This window comes from Streptomyces sp. NPDC085460, from assembly GCF_044541975.1.
GTDB lineage: Bacteria > Actinomycetota > Actinomycetes > Streptomycetales > Streptomycetaceae > Streptomyces.
On the sequence record NZ_JBITTO010000006.1, the window covers coordinates 214,422 to 232,567 of the forward strand.

16 protein-coding genes are annotated in these 18,146 nt (G+C 72.7%); 9 read left to right on the forward strand and 7 right to left on the reverse strand.

Annotated features, from left to right (window positions below; all coding sequences use genetic code 11):
- Positions 1–33 precede the first annotated feature (33 nt).
- The gene (scy, locus tag ACIGHB_RS17395) at positions 34–4,326 is read right to left on the reverse strand and encodes a polarized growth protein Scy (RefSeq protein WP_399914340.1); all 4,293 of its coding nucleotides are present in this window, start codon (positions 4,324–4,326) and stop codon (positions 34–36) included.
- 213 nt (positions 4,327–4,539) lie between these two features.
- Positions 4,540–4,992: a methylmalonyl-CoA epimerase gene (gene mce / locus ACIGHB_RS17400; RefSeq protein WP_399913940.1), complete on the reverse strand. Its 453-nt coding sequence runs from the start codon at positions 4,990–4,992 to the stop codon at positions 4,540–4,542.
- 137 nt (positions 4,993–5,129) lie between these two features.
- Here mce and ACIGHB_RS17405 point away from each other — a divergent pair, with 137 nt between their 5' ends.
- Together ACIGHB_RS17405 and meaB are read left to right on the forward strand one after the other, a co-directional pair.
- Positions 5,130–6,332 carry an acetyl-CoA C-acetyltransferase gene (locus tag ACIGHB_RS17405; RefSeq protein ID WP_388871484.1) on the forward strand — a complete coding sequence of 401 codons (1,203 nt, stop codon included), beginning with the start codon at positions 5,130–5,132 and terminating at the stop codon, positions 6,330–6,332.
- Positions 6,333–6,356: 24 nt separating this feature from the next.
- Positions 6,357–7,313, forward strand: coding sequence for a methylmalonyl Co-A mutase-associated GTPase MeaB (gene meaB / locus ACIGHB_RS17410; RefSeq protein WP_360310680.1), 957 nt, complete (start codon positions 6,357–6,359; stop codon positions 7,311–7,313).
- A gap of 150 nt (positions 7,314–7,463) precedes the next feature.
- Here the strand turns inward: meaB and ACIGHB_RS17415 are convergent, their stop codons facing one another.
- The 4 genes from ACIGHB_RS17415 to ACIGHB_RS17430 form a co-directional block, all read right to left on the reverse strand.
- Complete coding sequence (locus ACIGHB_RS17415) at positions 7,464–7,940, reverse strand: MarR family transcriptional regulator (RefSeq protein WP_360310678.1); 477 nt, start codon at positions 7,938–7,940, stop codon at positions 7,464–7,466.
- A 122-nt stretch (positions 7,941–8,062) separates the two neighbouring features.
- On the reverse strand, positions 8,063–8,848 hold the full coding sequence (locus tag ACIGHB_RS17420; protein WP_399913945.1) for an AIM24 family protein: 786 nt from the start codon (positions 8,846–8,848) through the stop codon (positions 8,063–8,065).
- Complete coding sequence (locus ACIGHB_RS17425) at positions 8,845–9,495, reverse strand: AIM24 family protein (RefSeq protein ID WP_360310674.1); 651 nt, start codon at positions 9,493–9,495, stop codon at positions 8,845–8,847. The genes ACIGHB_RS17420 and ACIGHB_RS17425 overlap by 4 nt, the downstream gene beginning before the upstream one ends.
- The gene (locus ACIGHB_RS17430; RefSeq protein WP_360310672.1) at positions 9,495–10,133 is read right to left on the reverse strand and encodes an AIM24 family protein; all 639 of its coding nucleotides are present in this window, start codon (positions 10,131–10,133) and stop codon (positions 9,495–9,497) included. The genes ACIGHB_RS17425 and ACIGHB_RS17430 overlap by 1 nt, the downstream gene beginning before the upstream one ends.
- Before the next feature lie 149 nt (positions 10,134–10,282).
- Here ACIGHB_RS17430 and ACIGHB_RS17435 point away from each other — a divergent pair, with 149 nt between their 5' ends.
- The 5 genes from ACIGHB_RS17435 (at position 10,283) to ACIGHB_RS17455 (ending at position 15,806) form a co-directional block, all read left to right on the forward strand.
- The gene (locus ACIGHB_RS17435; RefSeq protein WP_388871470.1) at positions 10,283–10,636 is read left to right on the forward strand and encodes a DUF3817 domain-containing protein; all 354 of its coding nucleotides are present in this window, start codon (positions 10,283–10,285) and stop codon (positions 10,634–10,636) included.
- A complete protein-coding gene (locus ACIGHB_RS17440) occupies positions 10,633–10,926 on the forward strand; it encodes an MTH1187 family thiamine-binding protein (RefSeq protein WP_043219759.1) in 294 nt (97 codons plus the stop codon). Before ACIGHB_RS17435 ends, ACIGHB_RS17440 begins: the two co-directional genes overlap by 4 nt.
- A 313-nt stretch (positions 10,927–11,239) precedes the next feature.
- Entirely contained in the window at positions 11,240–11,917 is a 678-nt protein-coding gene (locus ACIGHB_RS17445; protein WP_360310667.1) for a TetR/AcrR family transcriptional regulator, read from the forward strand.
- 91 nt (positions 11,918–12,008) lie between these two features.
- Positions 12,009–13,835, forward strand: a complete 1,827-nt coding sequence (locus tag ACIGHB_RS17450; RefSeq protein ID WP_399913950.1) for a glycosyltransferase family 2 protein — start codon at positions 12,009–12,011, stop codon at positions 13,833–13,835.
- Between the two features lie 3 nt (positions 13,836–13,838).
- The gene (locus tag ACIGHB_RS17455) at positions 13,839–15,806 is read left to right on the forward strand and encodes a galactose oxidase-like domain-containing protein (protein ID WP_399913953.1); all 1,968 of its coding nucleotides are present in this window, start codon (positions 13,839–13,841) and stop codon (positions 15,804–15,806) included.
- A gap of 7 nt (positions 15,807–15,813) precedes the next feature.
- Here the strand turns inward: ACIGHB_RS17455 and ACIGHB_RS17460 are convergent, their stop codons facing one another.
- On the reverse strand, positions 15,814–16,851 hold the full coding sequence (locus tag ACIGHB_RS17460) for a glycoside hydrolase family 6 protein (RefSeq protein WP_399913956.1): 1,038 nt from the start codon (positions 16,849–16,851) through the stop codon (positions 15,814–15,816).
- Between the two features lie 361 nt (positions 16,852–17,212).
- Between ACIGHB_RS17460 and ACIGHB_RS17465 the strand changes: the two genes are divergently transcribed.
- Positions 17,213–17,722 (forward strand): MarR family transcriptional regulator, encoded by a 510-nt coding sequence (locus ACIGHB_RS17465; RefSeq protein WP_360310660.1) that lies wholly within the window; start codon positions 17,213–17,215, stop codon positions 17,720–17,722.
- 44 nt (positions 17,723–17,766) lie between these two features.
- The gene (locus tag ACIGHB_RS17470) at positions 17,767–18,099 is read left to right on the forward strand and encodes a DUF3817 domain-containing protein (RefSeq protein WP_360310658.1); all 333 of its coding nucleotides are present in this window, start codon (positions 17,767–17,769) and stop codon (positions 18,097–18,099) included.
- The last annotated feature ends 47 nt before the right edge of the window (positions 18,100–18,146 follow it).

The window sequence follows — 18,146 nt, forward strand, 5'->3', positions numbered from 1 at the left end:
TTTGATCTGGAGAATGTCCAGCCTTTTGAGTGGCTAGCCGTCCTGGGACTTGCCACCCGAACGAGTGGACCCCGAAGAGGCGCCCGCCTTGAGCCCGTCCTTCGCCCCGGCCGACGGCGTCTCGAAAGACTCCAACGCCTCCAGCACGTCCTGGACACGGGAGATCTCGGCATTGATGTCGGTACGACGACGGGTCAGGACCTCCAGCTCGCGCCGGCCCTCCTCGACCAGCCGCTCCGCCTCGGCCTCGGCCTCCGCCCTGATCCGCTCCGCCTCGGCCACCAGCGAACTCTTCTTCTGCTCGGCCTCCTTCAGGAGCGCGTCCGCCTTCCGCACGGCCGCGATCCGGACCTTGCTGGCCTCGGAACTCGCCTCGGAGACCATCTCCTTGGCCTTCTCCTCGGCCTCGGCGCGCTGGTCCTCCGCGGCCTTCACGAGCTTGTCGACCCGCTCGCCCGCCGTCTTCATCTGCTCGGCCGACTCGCGCCGCGCCCGCTCGTGGAGCTCCTCGATCTCCCCCTCGATCCGGCCCCGCAGCTCCTCGGCCCGCTCCCTTATGTCGGTCGCGTCCTTCCGCGCCCCGACCAGCAGTTCGTCCGCGTCGGTCCGCGCCTTCTCCACCAGCGCGTTGCCCTCGACGGTCGCCTCGGCGACGATCCGGTCGGCCTCCTTGCGGGCGGCGCCGACCATCGTGTCCGCCTGCGTCTCGGCCTCGGCGGTGGCGCGCAGCGCCTCCTCCCGGGCCTTGGCGATCAGCTGGTCGGCCTGCTCGGCGGCGTCGGCGCGCTTCTTCGCGCCGGCCTCGCGGGCCTCGTCCAGGGTCCGGTCGGCCTCCGCGCGCGCCTCGGAGCGCATCTGCTCGGCCGCCGCCGCGGCGTCCTCCCGGGCCTTCGCCGACTCCGCACGGATCCGCTCGGCGTCCCGCCGGGCCGACTCCAGGTCCTCGGCGCCCTCGGTCCGCAACCGCTCGGCCTCGCCCGCCGCGTCCGCGACGGTCCGCTCGGCCTCGGTCCGGGCGTCGGCGGTCACCGAGTCGGCCAGCTCGATCGCCTCGTCGGTGATCCGCCCGGCCTCCGTGGTCGCCTCGCCGATCAGCGCGTCGGCCTGCTCGGCGGCGTCCTGACGGCGCTTGTCGGCCGCCTGGCGGGCCTCGTCCAGGATCTGCTCGGCGTCGGCCAGGGCGGCCGTCCGCAGCGCCTGGGCGTGCGCCTCGCCGTCCGTCTTGACCTGCTCGGCCTCGCTCCGCAGCCGGGTCGCGTCCCGCTCGGTGGTCTCGCGCAGCTGGGCCGCCTCGGCGGCGATCCGCTCCGCCTCGGCGGTCGCCTCGCCGACGAGGGTGTCGGCCTGTTCGGCGGCGGCCTGGCGGCGCTTGTCGGCGGCCTGGCGTGCCTCGTCGAGGACCTGCGCGGCCTCGGCGGCGATCCGCTCGGCCTCCGTGGTCGCCTCGCCGACGAGGGTGTCGGCCTGTTCGGCGGCGGCCTGGCGGCGCTTGTCGGCGGCCTGGCGTGCCTCGTCGAGGACCCGCGCGGCCTCCGCGCCGATCCGCTCCGCCTCCGCCGTCGCCTCGCCGACCACGCCCTCGGCCTTCTCGGCCGCCTCCGAACGGATCCGGTTGGCGTCGTCCCGGGCGTCCGCGCGCGTGCGGGCCGCGTCCTGCTCGGCGGCCGCCAGCGCGTCCGTCGCCTCGGTCCGTACCCGCTGCGCGTACTCGGCGGTGTCCGTACGGAGCTTCTCCGCCTCCGCGATCGCGTCCCCGACCGTCCGCTCGGCCAGCGCCTTCGCCGCCTCGGACTCCTCCTGGGCACGCGCGCGCGTGCGGGCCGCGTCCTCGGACGCCCGCTCCCGCTCCCCGTGCGCGTCGGCGCGGACCCGGTCCGCCTCCTCCTGCGCCTCGGTACGGGTCCGCTCCGCCGCGTGCTCCGCGGCCGAGCGCAGCCCGGTGATCTCCTCCTCGGCCTGCTCGCGCAGCCCCGCGACCGAGTCGCGGACCTCCTGCGCGGCTCGCGAGGCCGCGGCGACCATCTCGGTCGCCCGCGCGTCCGCCTCCTCGACCAGGCGCTGCGCCTCGGCCTGCGCCTCCTCCACCCGCTTGCGGGCGGCGGCGAGCAGCTCCTCGGACTGCTCGCGGGCGAGCTCCCGCTCCCGGCCGGCCTCCGAACGGGCCGACTCCAGCGTCTCCTCGGCCTCCCGGCGGCGCCGGACGGCCTCCTCCTGCGCCGCGGCCAGCGCCTCGGCCGCCTCGGCGGCGACCCGGTCGGCGGCGGCCGCCGCCTCGGCCCGCACCCGGTCGGCGGTCTCCTGGGCCTCGGCCCGCAGCCGCTCGGCCCCGGTCTCCGCCTCGGAAGTGAGCCGCTGCGCGGTCGCCTCGGCCTCGGAGCGGGCGGCGGAGGCGTCCGCCGTGGCCTCGGCCCGCAGCCGCTCGGCCTCCTGCTCCGCCTGCTCGCGCAGCGTACGGATCCGCTCGGCGCCCTCGGTCCGCAGCCGCTCGGACTCCTCGGCGGCCTCGCGCCGGATCCGCTCGCCCTCGGCACGGGCGTCGGTCAGCTCCTGCCCGGCCGAGGCCAGCTTCGCCTCGGCGTCGGTGTGCAGCCGGGTCAGCTCCTCGGCGGCCTCGGCCCGGCGGGCCTCGGCGGCCCGCTCGGCGTCCGCGCGCAGCTGCTCGGCGGCCTTCTCGGCGGCCTCCCGTACCGACTCCGCCTGCTCCTCGGACTCGGCGCGCAGCCGCTCCGCCTCGGCGCGGGTCCGCTCCAGCGTCTCCTCGGCCTGGGTCCGGAGCGTCTGGGCGCGCTCCATCGCCTCCGACTTGAGCTTCTCGCTCTCGGCGCCGGCGATGGTGCGCCGCTCGTCGGCGTCGGCCTTCGCCTTGGTCAGCAGCTCCTCGGCGGTCTTCGCCGCCTCCTCGATCTGCTGGACCGCCTCGCGGCGGGCCTCGCCCCGGATCCGCTCGCCCTCGGCAATGGCCTCGGCGCGCAGCTGCTCGGCCTCACCGCGCAGCCGCCGCGCCTCCTCCTGGAGCTCGACGGTCTTGGCCCGGTACTCCTTGGTGTCGTCCTTCGCCGAACCGAGCAGCTCGTCGGCCTGCTCCTCGGCGCGGGAGCGCAGCCGGTCGGCCTCGGTCTCGGCCTCGCGGCGGATCCGCTCGGCCTCCTCGGACGCCTTGCGGGTGGTCTCGGCGGCGTCCTCGGACGCCTTGCTGAGGACCTCCTCGGCGCTGCGGGCGGCCTTGGCCAGCGCGGCGGCGGAGTCCTCGGCCGCGGAGGCGCGGGCCTGCTCGGTGGCCTCGGCGACCAGCTTCTCGGAGTGCGCGGTCGCCTCGCGCAGCTTCTCCTCGGCCTCCGCCTTGAGCTGCTCGGCCTCCTTGGTGGCCTCGCCGACCAGCCGGGCGATCTCCGCCTTGGCGGTACGGGTGCGCTGCTCGTTGACGGAGTCGGCGGAGGCGAGCGTCTTCGCGGCGGCCTCCTTGGCCTCCGTGAGCGCCCTGTCGGCCTCGGCGCGGGCCTGCCGCAGCTTCTCGTCGGCCTCCTGGATCCGCTGCTCGGCGGCGCGGGAGAGCTCGCCGGCCTGGCGCCGGGCCTGGTCGGTCTCGGCGACGGCGGCGGACCGCAGCTGCTCGGCGTGGCCGGTGGCCTCCTGGGCCTGGGTGGAGGCAGCCGTCATCAGCCGCTCGGCGTCCTTGCGGGCGCGCAGCAGAATCGCTTCGGCCTCGGCGCGGGCGGCCTCCGCCTCGGCGCCGACGCGGCGGCCGGTCTCCTCGGACAGACGGGTGGCCTCGGCGCGGGCGGCGGCGAGCGACTGCTCGGCCTCGGCGCGGGCCTCCTCCATCAGCCGGCGGGCCTGGGACTCGGTGCGGGCGCGCAGCTGCTCGGCCCAGGCCACGTTCTCGTTGACGTGGGCCTCGACGGTCTGGCGGCGCTCGTTCAGCTCCTGGTCGAGCTGCTGGCGGCGCTGCACGGCCTCGTTGTGCAGCTCGGCCTGGAGCCGGGCCTGGTGCTCGGCGTGCTCCTGGAGGATCCGCTGGGTCTGGGCCCGGGCGTCGCGCAGTTCCCGCTCGGCGTCCTGCCGGAGCTGTTCGGCCTGCGCCTGCGCGTTCCGCAGCGTCTGCTCGGCCTGGTAGCCGATGTCCGCGCTGTCGTAGGCGGGCCGGGACGCGATGGTGCGCCGCGCCTCGTGGAGCTTGGCACGCAAGACCTCGACCTGGTAGCCGAGGTCCTCGGCGTGCTGGACGGCCTTCTCGCGTTCCTTCTTCAGCCGGTCCATCTCGGCTTCGAACCGCGACAGATGGTCGTCCTCAGCTCGGTGGCTCTCCTGGCGTTCGTAGCCCCGCACCGCGCGGTCCATCCTTCCCCGAGCTCTCCGAGCAGGGGAGACCCCAACCCTGGTCGCTACGTTCCGACGAGCACCGTTCACCGGACTGAACGGCCCCCCGGGGAATCGTGGCAGATCGGACGACCCCGACATCCCGACTACGGCGCCGCGCGAAGCGGCCCCGACCGGCCCCGGCCCGGAGTCGCCCACTCTACCGGGCCGGGAATACGGAGGTCAGTGCTCCGCTGAGGAGTGGTCAGCGGAAGGCGGCGCGGAGGTGACGAGTTCGGTCAGGACGCCGTGGCAGTCCTTGGGGTGGAGGAAGGTGATCCGGGAGCCCATGGAGCCGGTCCGGGGCTCGTCGTAGAGGACCCGGACGCCCTTGGAACGGATGTCCTCGGCGTCGCCGTCCACGTCCGCCGTGCCGAAGGCGATGTGGTGGACGCCCTCGCCGTTCTTGGCCAGCCACTTGCCCACCGCGGAGTCCTCGCGGGTGGGCTCCAGGAGCTGGAGGTAGGAGGCGCCGCCGTCGTCCGTGGCGTTGATCCTCAGCATGGCCTCGCGGACGCCCTGCTCCTCGTTGACCTCGGAGTGGTAGACCTCGAAGCCGTACGTGGCACGGTAGAACTCGACGGTCCTGTCCAGGTCGAAGCAGGCGATCCCGATGTGGTCGATACGCGTCAGCATGGCTCCAGTGCACCCCCGCCGAGATGGTTACGCAACGTGCGCGCCGTCACACCGGCGGGCCGGTGACCCGGCGCCGCACCGCTCAGTACATTGGCGGTAAACCCTCGTTCACTCCTCATCCCAAGGGGCCGTGCCTCATGTCTGGAACGACCGGTACCACCTCAGTGATCGTCGCGGGCGCCCGCACGCCCATGGGTCGCCTGCTCGGCTCGCTCAAGTCCTTCTCCGGCGCCGACCTCGGCGGCTTCGCCATCAAGGCCGCCCTGGAGCGGGCCGGCGTCGCCGGCGACCAGGTGCAGTACGTGATCATGGGCCAGGTGCTCCAGGCGGGCGCCGGGCAGATCCCCGCCCGCCAGGCCGCCGTCAAGGCCGGCATCCCGATGAACGTCCCCGCCCTCACCATCAACAAGGTGTGCCTGTCGGGCCTGGACGCCATCGCACTGGCCGACCAGCTGATCCGCGCCGGCGAGTTCGACGTGATCGTCGCCGGCGGCCAGGAGTCGATGACCAACGCGCCGCACCTGCTGCCGAAGTCCCGCGAGGGCTACAAGTACGGCGCGATCGAGATGCTCGACGCGATGGCGTACGACGGCCTGACCGACGCCTTCGAGAACATCGCGATGGGCGAGTCCACGGAGAAGCACAACACCCGCCTGGGCATCGACCGCGCCTCCCAGGACGAGATCGCCGCGCTGTCGCACCAGCGCGCCGCCGCCGCGCAGAAGAACGGCCTCTTCGAGGCCGAGATCACCCCCGTCGAGATCCCGCAGCGCAAGGGCGACCCGGTCGTCTTCGCCACCGACGAGGGCGTCCGCGCCGAGACCACCGCGGAGTCCCTCGGCAAGCTCCGCCCGGCCTTCGCCAAGGACGGCACGATCACCGCCGGCTCCGCCTCGCAGATCTCCGACGGCGCCGCCGCCGTGGTCGTGATGAGCAAGGCCAAGGCCGAGGAGCTGGGCCTGGAGTGGATCGCCGAGATCGGCGCCCACGGCAACGTGGCCGGCCCGGACAACTCGCTCCAGTCGCAGCCGTCCAACGCCATCCGGCACGCCCTGGAGAAGGACGGCCTGACCGTCGACGACCTCGACCTGATCGAGATCAACGAGGCGTTCGCCGCCGTCGCCGTCCAGTCCATGAAGGACCTCGGGGTGTCCCCGGAAAAGGTGAACGTCAACGGCGGCGCGATCGCGCTCGGCCACCCGATCGGCATGTCCGGCGCCCGTGTGGTGCTCCACCTCGCCCTGGAGCTGAAGCGGCGCGGCGGCGGCACCGGCGCGGCGGCCCTGTGCGGCGGCGGCGGTCAGGGCGACGCGCTGATCATCCGCGTGGCCGGCAAGTAAGCACTCCCGACAGGAGAACGCAGCATGGTGGACGTCCCCGCACTGGTCGCCCAGGCACGGGAGGGCCGGCCGCGTGCGGTGGCCCGGCTCATCTCGCTCGTGGAGGGGGCGTCCCCGCAGCTGCGCGAGGTGATGGCGGCGCTGGCCCCGCTCACCGGCAACGCCTACGTGGTGGGCCTGACCGGCTCGCCCGGGGTCGGGAAGTCCACCACCACCTCGGCGCTCGTGACCGCGTACCGCCGGGCGGGCAAGCGGGTCGGCGTGCTCGCCGTCGACCCGTCCTCGCCGTTCAGCGGCGGCGCGCTCCTCGGTGACCGGGTGCGGATGTCGGAGCACGCCTCCGACCCCGGCGTCTACATCCGCTCGATGGCCACCCGCGGGCACCTGGGCGGTCTCGCCTGGTCCGCCCCGCAGGCCATCCGCGTCCTCGACGCGGCCGGCTGCGAGGTGATCCTGGTGGAGACCGTCGGCGTCGGGCAGTCCGAGGTGGAGATCGCCGGGCAGGCCGACACCTCGGTGGTGCTGCTCGCCCCGGGCATGGGCGACGGGATCCAGGCCGCGAAGGCGGGCATCCTGGAGATCGGCGACGTGTACGTGGTCAACAAGGCGGACCGGGACGGCGCCGACGCCACCGCCCGCGAGCTCAACCACATGCTGGGCCTCGGCGAGCGCCGGGGCCCCGGCGACTGGCGGCCGCCGATCGTGAAGACGGTCGCGGCGCGCGGCGAGGGCGTGGACGAGGTCGTCCAGGCCCTGGAGAAGCACCGGGCCTGGATGGAGGAGCACGGGGTCCTGGCGGAGCGCCGTACGGCCCGTGCCGCCCGCGAGGTGGAGACCATCGCCATCACGGCGCTGCGCGAGCGGATCGGCGACCTGCACGGGGACCGGCGGCTCGACGCGCTGGCCGAGCGGATCACGGCCGGCTCACTCGACCCGTACGCGGCCTCCGACGAGCTCCTGGCGAGCCTCACCGGGAACTGAGCGGCCCGGGACGTGCCGAAGGGCGAGCCTGACCGGGAACTGAGCGGCCCCGGACGCGCCGAAGGGCGAGCCTGACCGGAAGCTGAACGGCCCCGGATGCGCCGAAGGGCCTCCCCGTCGGGGGAGGCCCTTCGGCGCGACTCTGTCAGGTCACGGCTTGCCGCGCTTGCCGCGGAGCCGTTCGGCGACCGGCTTCAGCGACTCGTGGAGGTCGCCGAGCGCCTCCGGGGTGAGCCGGTCGATGAAGTGGTCGCGGACGGACTCCACGTGGTGCGGGGCGACCTTGCGCATGGTCTCCATGCCCTGGTCGGTGAGGACGGCGTAGAGGCCGCGCCGGTCCGACTCGCAGTTGACCCGCTCGACCAGGCCGGCATTCTCCATCCGGGTGATCTGGTGGGAGAGGCGGCTCTTGGACTGGAGGGTGGCGGTGGCCAGGTCGCTCATCCGGAGCCTGCGCTCGGCGGACTCGGAGAGGTTGACGAGGATCTCGTAGTCGTTCATCGTCAGGCCGAAGGGCTGGAGGTCGCGCTCCAGCTGGTGCGTCAGCATTCTCTGGACGTCGAGGAAGGTGCGCCACGCGCACTGCTCGGCGTCGGTGAGCCAGGGAGTGGCCGTCTCGGTGTCCATGAGTGGATTCTACCTAAGAAGTTGAATACTTGACGAAATCTGCGGGGTGACGCGCGGCACCCGTCGGGCCGGCCGCGGTCCCCGCGCGGCTGTTCGAAGCGTCACGCTCCGCAGACTACCGCTCACAGCCCGAAGCGCCGCTGCAAGTCTCCGAGCTGGCCGGGAAGGCGCGGTACCGCCCCCTGCGCCGCCTGGCCGGAACCATGCCCGGCGTGCCCGCCCGGCACCCCGGCCTGGGCCGGCGGCCCGCCGATGTTCCGCTCCGCCATCAGCAGCTCCGTCGACTGGAGCAGCACCGTGCCCGCGCCGACGAACTCGAACTGGTGCTCCTCGCCGGACGAGCCCCCGATGCCGGTCAGGGCCCGTACGCCGCCCATCACGCCCGTCAGGTAGGCGTGGTCGTAATGATGACAGGGGGAGGGACAGTCCGCCCAGCCGACCAGGGCCTGCGGGTCCACCCGCAGCGGCGGCTCCATGAAGACCACCGGCCCGTTGGACGCGGCCACGAACGTGCCGGAGCCGATGAGGGTCACGAAGCCCGGCACGATCGACTGCTTCAGCGCCAGCGTCGGCTGGTAGGCCAGCAGGTTCCCGGACCGGATCGTCAGATTGCCCTCGTCCAGGTCGTACGAGTTCACGTCGAAGGCCCGGTCCGCCAGCAGCATCTTGCCGGTGCCCTCGGCGACCACCCAGTCGCTCGCGTGCAGCGGCGAGTGGAAGGCGGTCCGCACCAGCCGGTCGAGCCGGCCGTGCCCGATGCCGTTGAACTCGATCCGCCCGTAGTAGGCGATCATCTTCCCCTTCTGGAGGAACCAGGGGGAGCCCTTCAGCTCGACGCAGAAGGTGTACGCGTTGACGTTGTCGTCCGACGGCAGGGTGTGCGGATCGTGGATGACAGGGGTGGTCACAGCTTCTCCTCCGACGCCTGGACGTACACCGCACCGCTGCCGCTCAGCTCCAGCTGGAACGCCTCGCCGGAGCCGCGGCCCACCATGTCGCGCCAGCCCAGCGCGGTCGAGAGCTTGTTGCGCACGTCGCCGTGGTGGGCCACGTACGCCTGGGGGTCGACGTGGACCGGGCGGCCCGGCGTGATCGGCAGCTCGATCACCCCGCCGTGCGCCATGACCGCCACCGAGCCGTGGCCCTTGAGGGTGGTGGTGAAGAGGCCCTGGCCGGTCACCTGGCCGCGGACCATGCCCATGACGCCGCCCTGCGAGCCCATGAACATCGTGCCCTGCTCCAGCGTGCCGTCGAAGGCGAGCAGCCGGTCCGCCTCCACGTAGAGCGTGTCGCCGGTCAGCGCGATCACCTGGATGTGGTGGCCGCCGTGCCCGAACATCACCGTGCCGCTGCCCTCCACGGTCATCAGCGGTGTCGCCTCGCCGGCCACCCGGCGGCCGATCATCGACATCAGACCGCCCTGGCCGCCCGTCACGTTCGGCGTGAACGTGACGTTCCCGCGGTACGCGAGCATGGCGCCGCGCTGGCTGAAGAGGCGCTGCCCGGGCACCACGGTCGCCTCGATCATCTTGGAGTTGACCTCGCGGAACGGCACTAGACGTCCCCTCCGATCGTGTTGCGCTCGCTGGGCTGGACGTAGACGAGGCCGTCGCCCTCGAACCGGATCTGGAACGCCTCGCCGCCGCCCTCGCCGAGCAGCGTGCGGAAGGTCACGCCCGACTGGAAGTGCTGCTGGAGGTTGCCCTGGTGGGCGATGTACGCGCCGGGGTCGACCGACAGCGGGTACTGCGGGGTCACCCGGAGCACGGTCGCCGGGCCGTCGGACATGATGGCCGCCTGCCCGGTCCCCTCCACCGTGGTGGTGAAGAGGCCGTTGCCGGTCGCGCCGCCGCGCATCCCCGTGAAGGTGGTGCCGGTGCGCAGCCCGGCGTCGGCGCAGAGCAGGTTGCTCGCCTCGACCCACAGCTTGTCGCCGTGCAGCTGGACCAGGTTGATCTCGGAGGCCCGGTCGGCGAACCAGCAGGTCCCCTGGCCCTTGACCTCCATCACCTCCATCTGTTCGCCGGTCAGGCGCCGGGTGACCATGCCGCGCAGGCCCTCACCGCCGCCGCTCATCTTCTTGAACGCCATCTGCCCGTCGTAGGCGACCATCGAGCCGTTCTTCGCCTTGACGGCGTCGCCGGTCATCGTCACGGCGAGCACCTTGCTGCCCTGGAGTCGGAACGTAGCCACGGGCCGAAGGTAGCGGGGACCCGGTTAAAGGGACTGCAAAGACGGCGTGCACAATGGATCCGCCCGCCCTTGTGCATCCGTTCACAAGATCGCGCCCGGCAGCCCGCCTCCGGCCCGCATCATCGGCTCGAAACGAAGGTGACCCCTCCGTGGACCTCAAGACCGCTTCCTCGCTCCACCGCCTCCGGCTCGTCTCCGCCCCCGAGGCCGTGTCCTTCCTGCTCCTGCTGGTCTGCTCGGTGCTCAAGCGGACCACGGACTTCAACGCGGTGCCGGTCATGGGCGCCGTCCACGGCGTGCTCTTCGTGCTGTACGTGCTCTTCTGGCTGGACGCCTGGAACCGCACCAAGTGGAGCTTCGGCACCGCCGCCGTCTACTTCGTCCTCTCCGTCGTGCCCTTCGGCGGCTTCTTCGCCGACCGCAAGCTGAAGGCCGAGGCCGACGCGGCCGTCATCGCCTCGCGCGCCCGCGCCGAGGCCGCCGAGGGCGCGGTGAAGGCGTGATCGTCGCGTTCTCGGTCACCCCGCTCGGAGTGGGGGAGGAGGTCGGCGAGTACGTCGCCGACGCCGTCCGCGTCGTCCGCGAGTCCGGCCTCCCGAACCGCACCGACGCCATGTTCACGTCCATCGAGGGCGAGTGGGACGAGGTGATGGACGTCGTGAAGCGGGCCGTCGCCGCCGTCGAGGCGCGCGCCCCGCGCGTCTCCGTCGTCCTCAAGGCCGACATCCGGCCCGGCGTCACCGACGGCCTCACCGCCAAGGTCGAGACCGTGGAGCGCCATCTCGGCGCCTGAGACGAGGCCCTTACGAGCCCCCGGCACCGCGCCGGGGGCTTTTCGCTGCGCGCGTGCGGCTCTCTCGCCGCGCGCGTGCGGCGGCCCCCGCCCGCCGGCGCTTTGAGCGAATGATCGACATCGGATAACGTCTTCCTTGAGCAGTCGCTCAAGACGGGGGAACGGTCGTGGGGATCCACAGCGTGTTCCCGTTCCCGGCCGTCGCCGGCGCCGGTGTCTCCGCGGGGGAGCGCCACCGGGCCGGCGGCGGCCGGACGTGCGCGTGGCCGCACCGGGGCTCGGGGGCGGGACCCGTACGCGAGGAGGGGCGGGCGTGAGCCTGGAGGAGAAGGCGCGGGGGGCGCGGGACGCCAAGGGGCGGGAGACCCGCGAGAAGCTGCTCGACGGGGCCCTGAGGTCCCTCGCGGAGCACGGGATCGCCGGCACCTCCGCCCGGTCCGTCGCCACCGCCGCAGGCGTCAACCAGGCGCTCGTCTTCTACCACTTCGGTTCGGTCGACGACCTCCTCGCCGCCGCCTGCCGGCGCGGCGCCGAACAGCGGGTCGCCCGCCACCGCGACCGGCTCAGGGCCGTCACCGGCCTCGACGAACTGCTCGCCTTCGGGCGCGCGATGCACGACGAGGAGCGGGACGCCGGGCACGTCACCGTCCTCGCCCAGCTGCTCGCCGGCGCCCGGAACCACCCCCGGCTCGCCCCGGCCACCGCCGCCGGGCTCGACCTGTGGATCGAGGAGATCGAGCAGGTCCTCCGGCGGGTGCTCGCCGGCGGCCCGCTGGACGGCTTCACCGACCCCGCGGGACTGGCCAGGGCCGTCGCCGCCTCCTTCGTCGGGCTCGAACTGTACGAGGGCGTCGACCCGGACGGCGCCGAGGCGGCGCTCGCCGCGCTGGAGCAGCTCGGCGCGCTGCTCGCCGCCGTCGAGGCCCTGAACCCGGTCGCGCGCAAAGCCGTCGCGTACACACTGCGTCGATCGGGTGGACGCGGCAGCTAGAACACCCTCACTCGGAGTACTCCAGTCGACACGCCGGACGATGTCCCCTTTCGTGAGGATATCGACCCGTTCGACGACAGCTGGAGGCACCGTGCGGCCGGGAGGCTACGACTACGACACCTACAGCCGACTCGCCGGTCCCCTCACGGAACCGGACACGGCGGCGTACCAGGTGCGGTACACGAGTCTGCTCTCGAAGGAGCCGCACCGAATACGCGCCGTCCTCCTCATGGCCCTCGCGCCGCTGCTCTCCGCGCTGCTCCTGGCCTACCTCGTCTGGCCCACCCACTGGACCGTCCGCGAGGGCGACGACGCCTGGCGGGTGCCCTACGACACGGTGATGCTCGTGTCGATCGGCCTCATCTGCCTCTTCATGCTGGTGAACGTCACCTCCATCGCCCACGCCACCATGGTCGCCCGGGACCCCGTCCCGGTGTACCCCGCGAAGGGCACCCGGGTCGCCTTCCTCACCACGTACGTGCCCGGCAAGGAACCCCTCGCCATGGTCCGCAGGACCCTGGAGGCCGCCGTCGGCATGCGGCACGACGGCACCCTCCACGTCTGGCTCCTCGACGAGGGCGACTCCGAGGAGGCCAAGGCCCTCTGCGCCGAACTCGGCGTCCGCCACTTCAGCCGGGCCGGCGTCCCGGAGTGGAACCGCCGCAAGGGCCCGCACAAGGCGAAGACCAAGCACGGCAACTACAACGCCTGGCTCGCCCGGCACGGCGACGGCTACGACGTCTTCGCCTCCGTCGACACCGACCACGTCCCGCTCCCCGACTTCCTGGAGCGGATGCTCGGCTACTTCCGCGACCCCGACGTCGCCTTCGTCGTCGGACCGCAGGTCTACGGCAACTACACCGGAGCCGTCACCAAGGCCGCCGAGTCCCAGCAGTTCCTCTTCCACGCCCTGATCCAGCGCGCGGGCAACCGCTACCGCGCCCCCATGTTCGTCGGCACCAACAACGTCGTCCGGATCGCCGCCCTGCAGCAGATCGGCGGCCTGTACGACTCCATCACCGAGGACATGGCCACCGGCTTCGAACTGCACCGCCGCAGGAACCCGGTCACCGGCCGGCGCTGGCGCTCCGTCTACACCCCCGACGTCCTCGCCGTCGGCGAGGGCCCGGCCTCCTGGACCGACTTCTTCAGCCAGCAGCTCCGCTGGTCCCGCGGCACCTACGAGACGATCCTCAAGCAGTACTGGAAGGCGCCGTTCTCCATGCCGCCCGGCCGCCTCCTCCACTACACGCTGATGCTCGTCTACTACCCCATGACGGCCGTCAACTGGCTCCTCGGCATCCTCAGCTGCGTCCTCTACCTGTGGCTCGGCGCCTCCGGCACCCAGGTCTCCTCCCAGGTCTGGCTCATGATCTACAGCGACGCCGTCGCCCTCCAGATCGGCCTCTACCTCTGGAACCGCCGCCACAACGTCTCCCCGCACGAGCCGGAGGGCTCCGGCGGCCTCGCCGGCATGGCGATGTCCGCGCTCTCCGCGCCCGTCTACCTCACGTCCCTCGGCTCCGCGCTGCTGCGAACCCGAGGCCGCTTCGTCGTCACCCCCAAGGGCGGCGCCGCCAGCCCGGACCGGCTCCTCACCTTCCGCCTCCACCTCTTCTGGGCGGTCGTCCTCGTCGCCTCCCTGGCGGCCTCGGTCCGCTACGACCACACCCACGCGGCCATGCGCACCTGGGCGGTCCTCGCCCTCGTCATCACGCTCGCCCCGGTCACCCTCTGGGCCTGGAGCCTGCTGCGCGGCCGGCGGGTCCGCGCGGTCCGCGCCCAGGCCCGCGCCAGGACCCGTGAACGCCGTCTCGCCCTCGCCAGGACCGGGATCGAGCTGCGCGCCGTACCGCCGCTCCCGCCCCTTCCCCCGCACCCGCCCGCGACCACGGCGCCCACGACCGGAGGGAACTGACCCATGGCGTACCGGCCGTCCAAGAAGTTCAAGAAGACCCTGCTCGGCAGCGGCGCCGTCCTCGTCCTCGCCGCGCTCAACGCCCCCGCCGCCGTCACCTTCGCCTCGGAGAAGTACCACGCCTACAAGATCGCCCAGCCCGGCTACAAGAAGAGGTACGGCTCCTGGGGCGGGGTCTCCGTCCCCGACGGGGCCCGCGTCAACGCCATCCACGCCGCCCTCCTCCACACCGGCAAGGTGCTGCTGATCGCCGGCTCCGGCAACAACCAGAAGAACTTCGACGCCGGGACCTTCGACACCGTCCTGTGGGACCCGGTGAAGAACACCTTCAAGAAGATCCCCACCCCCGAGGACTTCTTCTGCGCGGGCCACAGCCAGCTCCCCGACGGACGCCTCCTGGTCGCCGGCGGCACCGCCCGCTACGAGATCCTCGACGGCGGGGTGACGAAGGCCGGCGGCGGCATGCGGGTCAAGAACGAGAGCCCCGACAAGGCCGTCACCCTGAAGAAGGGCACCGTCTTCCGCTCACCCTCCGGCGTCGAGTACGTCACCACCACCGACGTCACCGTCCCCAAGGCGAAGCGCGAGTTCGAGATCTCGTACTTCAAGAGCGGCCAGATGAAGCCCTGGCAGACCAAGGTGACCGCCGCCGAGGCCCGCGTCTTCGTCGAGGCCGTCGAGGAGGGCCCGCGGGGCCTCACCACCCAGGCCGCCCAGTACGAGATCGTCGGCCTCAAGGGCAAGGACGCCGACAACGTCTACGGCCTCGCCCAGAAACTCACCACCGAGAAGCAGGACTTCCAGGGCATCAAGGCCGCCTACGAGTTCGACCCCAGGGCCGAGAAGTACATCCCGGTCGCCCCCATGAAGGACGCCCGCTGGTACCCCACCCTCGTCGGCCTCCAGGACGGCAAGGTCCTCGCCGTCTCCGGACTCAACGACGTCGGCGACGTCGTCCCCGGCGACAACGAGATCTACGACCCGAAGACCAAGAAGTGGACCAAGGGCCCCTTCCGCTACTTCCCCACCTACCCCTCGCTCTTCCTCACCAAGGGCGGCAAGCTCCTCTACACCGGCTCCAACGCCGGCTACGGCCCCGCCGAGAAGGGCCGCGCCCCCGGCCTCTGGGACCTGAGGACCAACACCTTCACCGCCCTGCCCGGCCTCACCGACCCCGACCAGCTGGAGACCTCCGCCTCCCTGATCCTGCCCCCGGCACAGGCCCAGAAGGTCATGGTCCTCGGCGGCGGAGGCGTCGGCGAGTCCGCCAAGTCCACCGCCCGCACCTCCATCGTCGACCTCTCCACCGACAGCCCGGTCTTCCGGGACGGCCCCGCCCTCCCGCAGGGCACCCGCTACCTCAACAGCGTGCTGCTCCCCGACGACACCGTCTTCACCACCGGCGGCTCCCGCGACTACCGCGGCCGCGGCGGCAGCGACATCCTCAAGGCCCAGTTCTACGACCCCGCCACCAACGCCTTCGCCGCCGCCGCCGACCCCACCGTCGGCCGCAACTACCACTCGGAGGCACTGCTGCTGCCCGACGGACGGGTCGCCACCTTCGGCTCCGACCCGCTCTTCGCCGACAAGGACGACACCAAGCTCGGCACCTTCGAGCAGCGCATCGAGGTCTTCACCCCGCCCTACCTGCACCGGGCCGGCGCCGACCGCCCGGCCCTCGGCGAGGGCCCCCGGGAGCTCGACCGGAACGGCCGCGCCACCTTCAGGACCAAGGACGCCGGCCGGATCGCCAAGGCCCGGCTGATGCGGCCCAGCGCCGTCACCCACACCACCGACGTCGAGCAGCGCTCGATCGCCCTGGACCTGACGAAGGGCAAGGACGGGCTCACGGTCACCGTGGACGCCCCGGCCGACCCCACCCTCGTCCCGCCCGGCTGGTACATGCTCTTCGTCACCGACGACGCCGGCATCCCCTCCGAGGCCACCTGGATCCAGGTGAAGGCGGACTGAGGCCCGGTCAGGACCCCGCGCGCCGGGCGAGCCCGAGGGCGTACTCCGGCCACCATGTCCCCGCGGCCGGCCCGCCCCGGCACGGCCCGTCCGAATCCCCCGGACGCTTGATCCACAGATACGCGTCCACCAGCGCGTCCCCGGTCCGGTCCGTCGGCGGCACGCCGAGCGACCGGCCCGGGGGATTGCACCACGCCTCCGCCCGGTCCCCCGGGAGGGGGCCGGCGCCGTTCCGGCTCGTGTCGATCGTGAAGTGCATCCCGCCGAGCAGCCCCGACAGGGTCGCCCCGAACTCCCGCACCGCCGCGTTGGTCTGGAAGTTCGACACGTTCAGCGAGAATCCGTCCGCCCGGGAGATCCCCGCCCGCCGCAGCGGCTCCACCAGCTTCCCCGGATCGTCGATCCACGCCGGATTCCCCGCGTCCAGATAGACCCGGGTGCCCGGCTGCCGCTTCAGCCGCTCCACCGCCTCCGTCAGCAGCCGCGACCGCTCCTCGTGGTACTGCGCCGGGGTGCAGCCGTCCACCATGTGCGGCACCGCGTCCGGCTCCAGCACCACCACCGCCGAGGCGTCGCCGATCGCCGACGCGAAGGCGTCCACCCACGCCAGGTACGCCTGCCCGTCCCGCGCCCCGCCCGCCGAGTACATGCCGCAGTCCCGGTGCGGGATGTTGTACGCCACGAAGACCGCCGTCCGGTCCTGCGCCGCCGCCCCCCGCACCGCCCGCACGATCTCCGGCACCGGATCGTCCCCGGCCGGCCAGTCCGCGACCGGCTGCTCCGCGATCCGCTTCAGCGCCCGGGCGTCGTCCGCGCGGCCCTGCTCCTCGTACCGGCGCACCTGCCGGGCCGCGTCGCTCTCCGGGTCGACCCAGAACGGCGACCCCGCGCTCGGCGCCGGCGTCCGGCTCCCCGTCGCGGCGGGCGGCCCGACGGGGGAGGGGGCGGGCTCCTCGGAGGCGCAGCCGCTCGCGGTCAGCAGCAGCGCGCCGAGCAGGGCGAAGGTGGCGGTGGCGGTGGCGGTGGCGGTGGTACGGCGGGACATCCGGCCCCCGGGGTCGGCGACGAGGGGAGTGCGGGCGAGGGTCCACCCGCGGGTGAACCGGACAGACGGCGCTATCGTCACATGTCGGTCACGCGGCCTTCGGCTGCGACACCGCCCACCGCCCTTCTGGCCGAGACGCACGCGCCTCCGCCGCGGCCCCTCTGGCCGAGGTGTGCGCCTCCGCCGCCCTTCCGGCCGAGGTACGCGCCGCCGCCCCTCCGGACGAGAGGTACGCGTCTCGGCCGCCCTTCTGGCCGAGACGCACACGTCCCCGCCGCCCTTCTGGCCGAGACACATGTGTCCGGCGGCCGAAAGGTGAGACAGGGCTGACCGGCATGTGACCAGTGGGTAAGGTCGACGCGTGCCGAAGCCGCTCAGTCTCCCCTTCGACCCCATCGCCCGCGCCGACGAACTCTGGCAGAAGCGCTGGGGCCCGGTCCCCTCGATGGCCGCGATCACCTCGATCATGCGCGCCCACCAGATCCTGCTGGCCGAGGTCGACGCCGTGGTCAAGCCGTACGGGCTGACCTTCGCCCGCTACGAGGCCCTCGTGCTGCTCACCTTCTCCAAGGCGGGCGAGCTGCCGATGTCGAAGATCGGCGAGCGGCTGATGGTCCACCCGACCTCGGTGACGAACACGGTGGACCGCCTGGTGAAGTCCGGCCTCGTCGACAAGCGCCCCAACCCCAACGACGGGCGCGGCACGCTCGCCTCCATCACCGAGAAGGGCCGCGAGGTGGTCGAGTCCGCCACCCGCGATCTGATGGAGATGGAGTTCGGTCTGGGCGCGTACGACTCCGAGGAGTGCGCCGAGATCTTCGCCCTGCTCCGCCCCCTGCGGGTCGCGGCGCACGACTTCGACGAGGGCTGACCCCAGCGAAGATCGCCCCGGAGTGGCCGGTTACGCTCGACGGCATGAAATCCAGCGTGCTGACCCGCTACCGCGTCATGGCGTACGTGACCGCCGTCATGCTGCTCGTGCTCTGCGGCTGCATGGTCGCCAAGTACGGCTTCGACACCGGCGAGGACCTGACCTTCGCGGTCTCCCAGACCCACGGTGTCCTGTACATCATCTACCTGGTCTTCGCCTTCGACCTGGGCTCGAAGGCCCGCTGGTCCTTCGGCAGGATCGTGTGGCTGCTGCTCTCCGGCACCATCCCCTTCGCCGCCTTCTTCGTCGAGCGCAAGGTCGTCGCCGAGGTGAAGCCGCTGGTCAGCGGCGCGCAGCCGGTGCCCGTCAAGGTCTGACCCTCACCCCCGCACAGGTGTGCGGGGGTGTTTCGTCGACATGTACT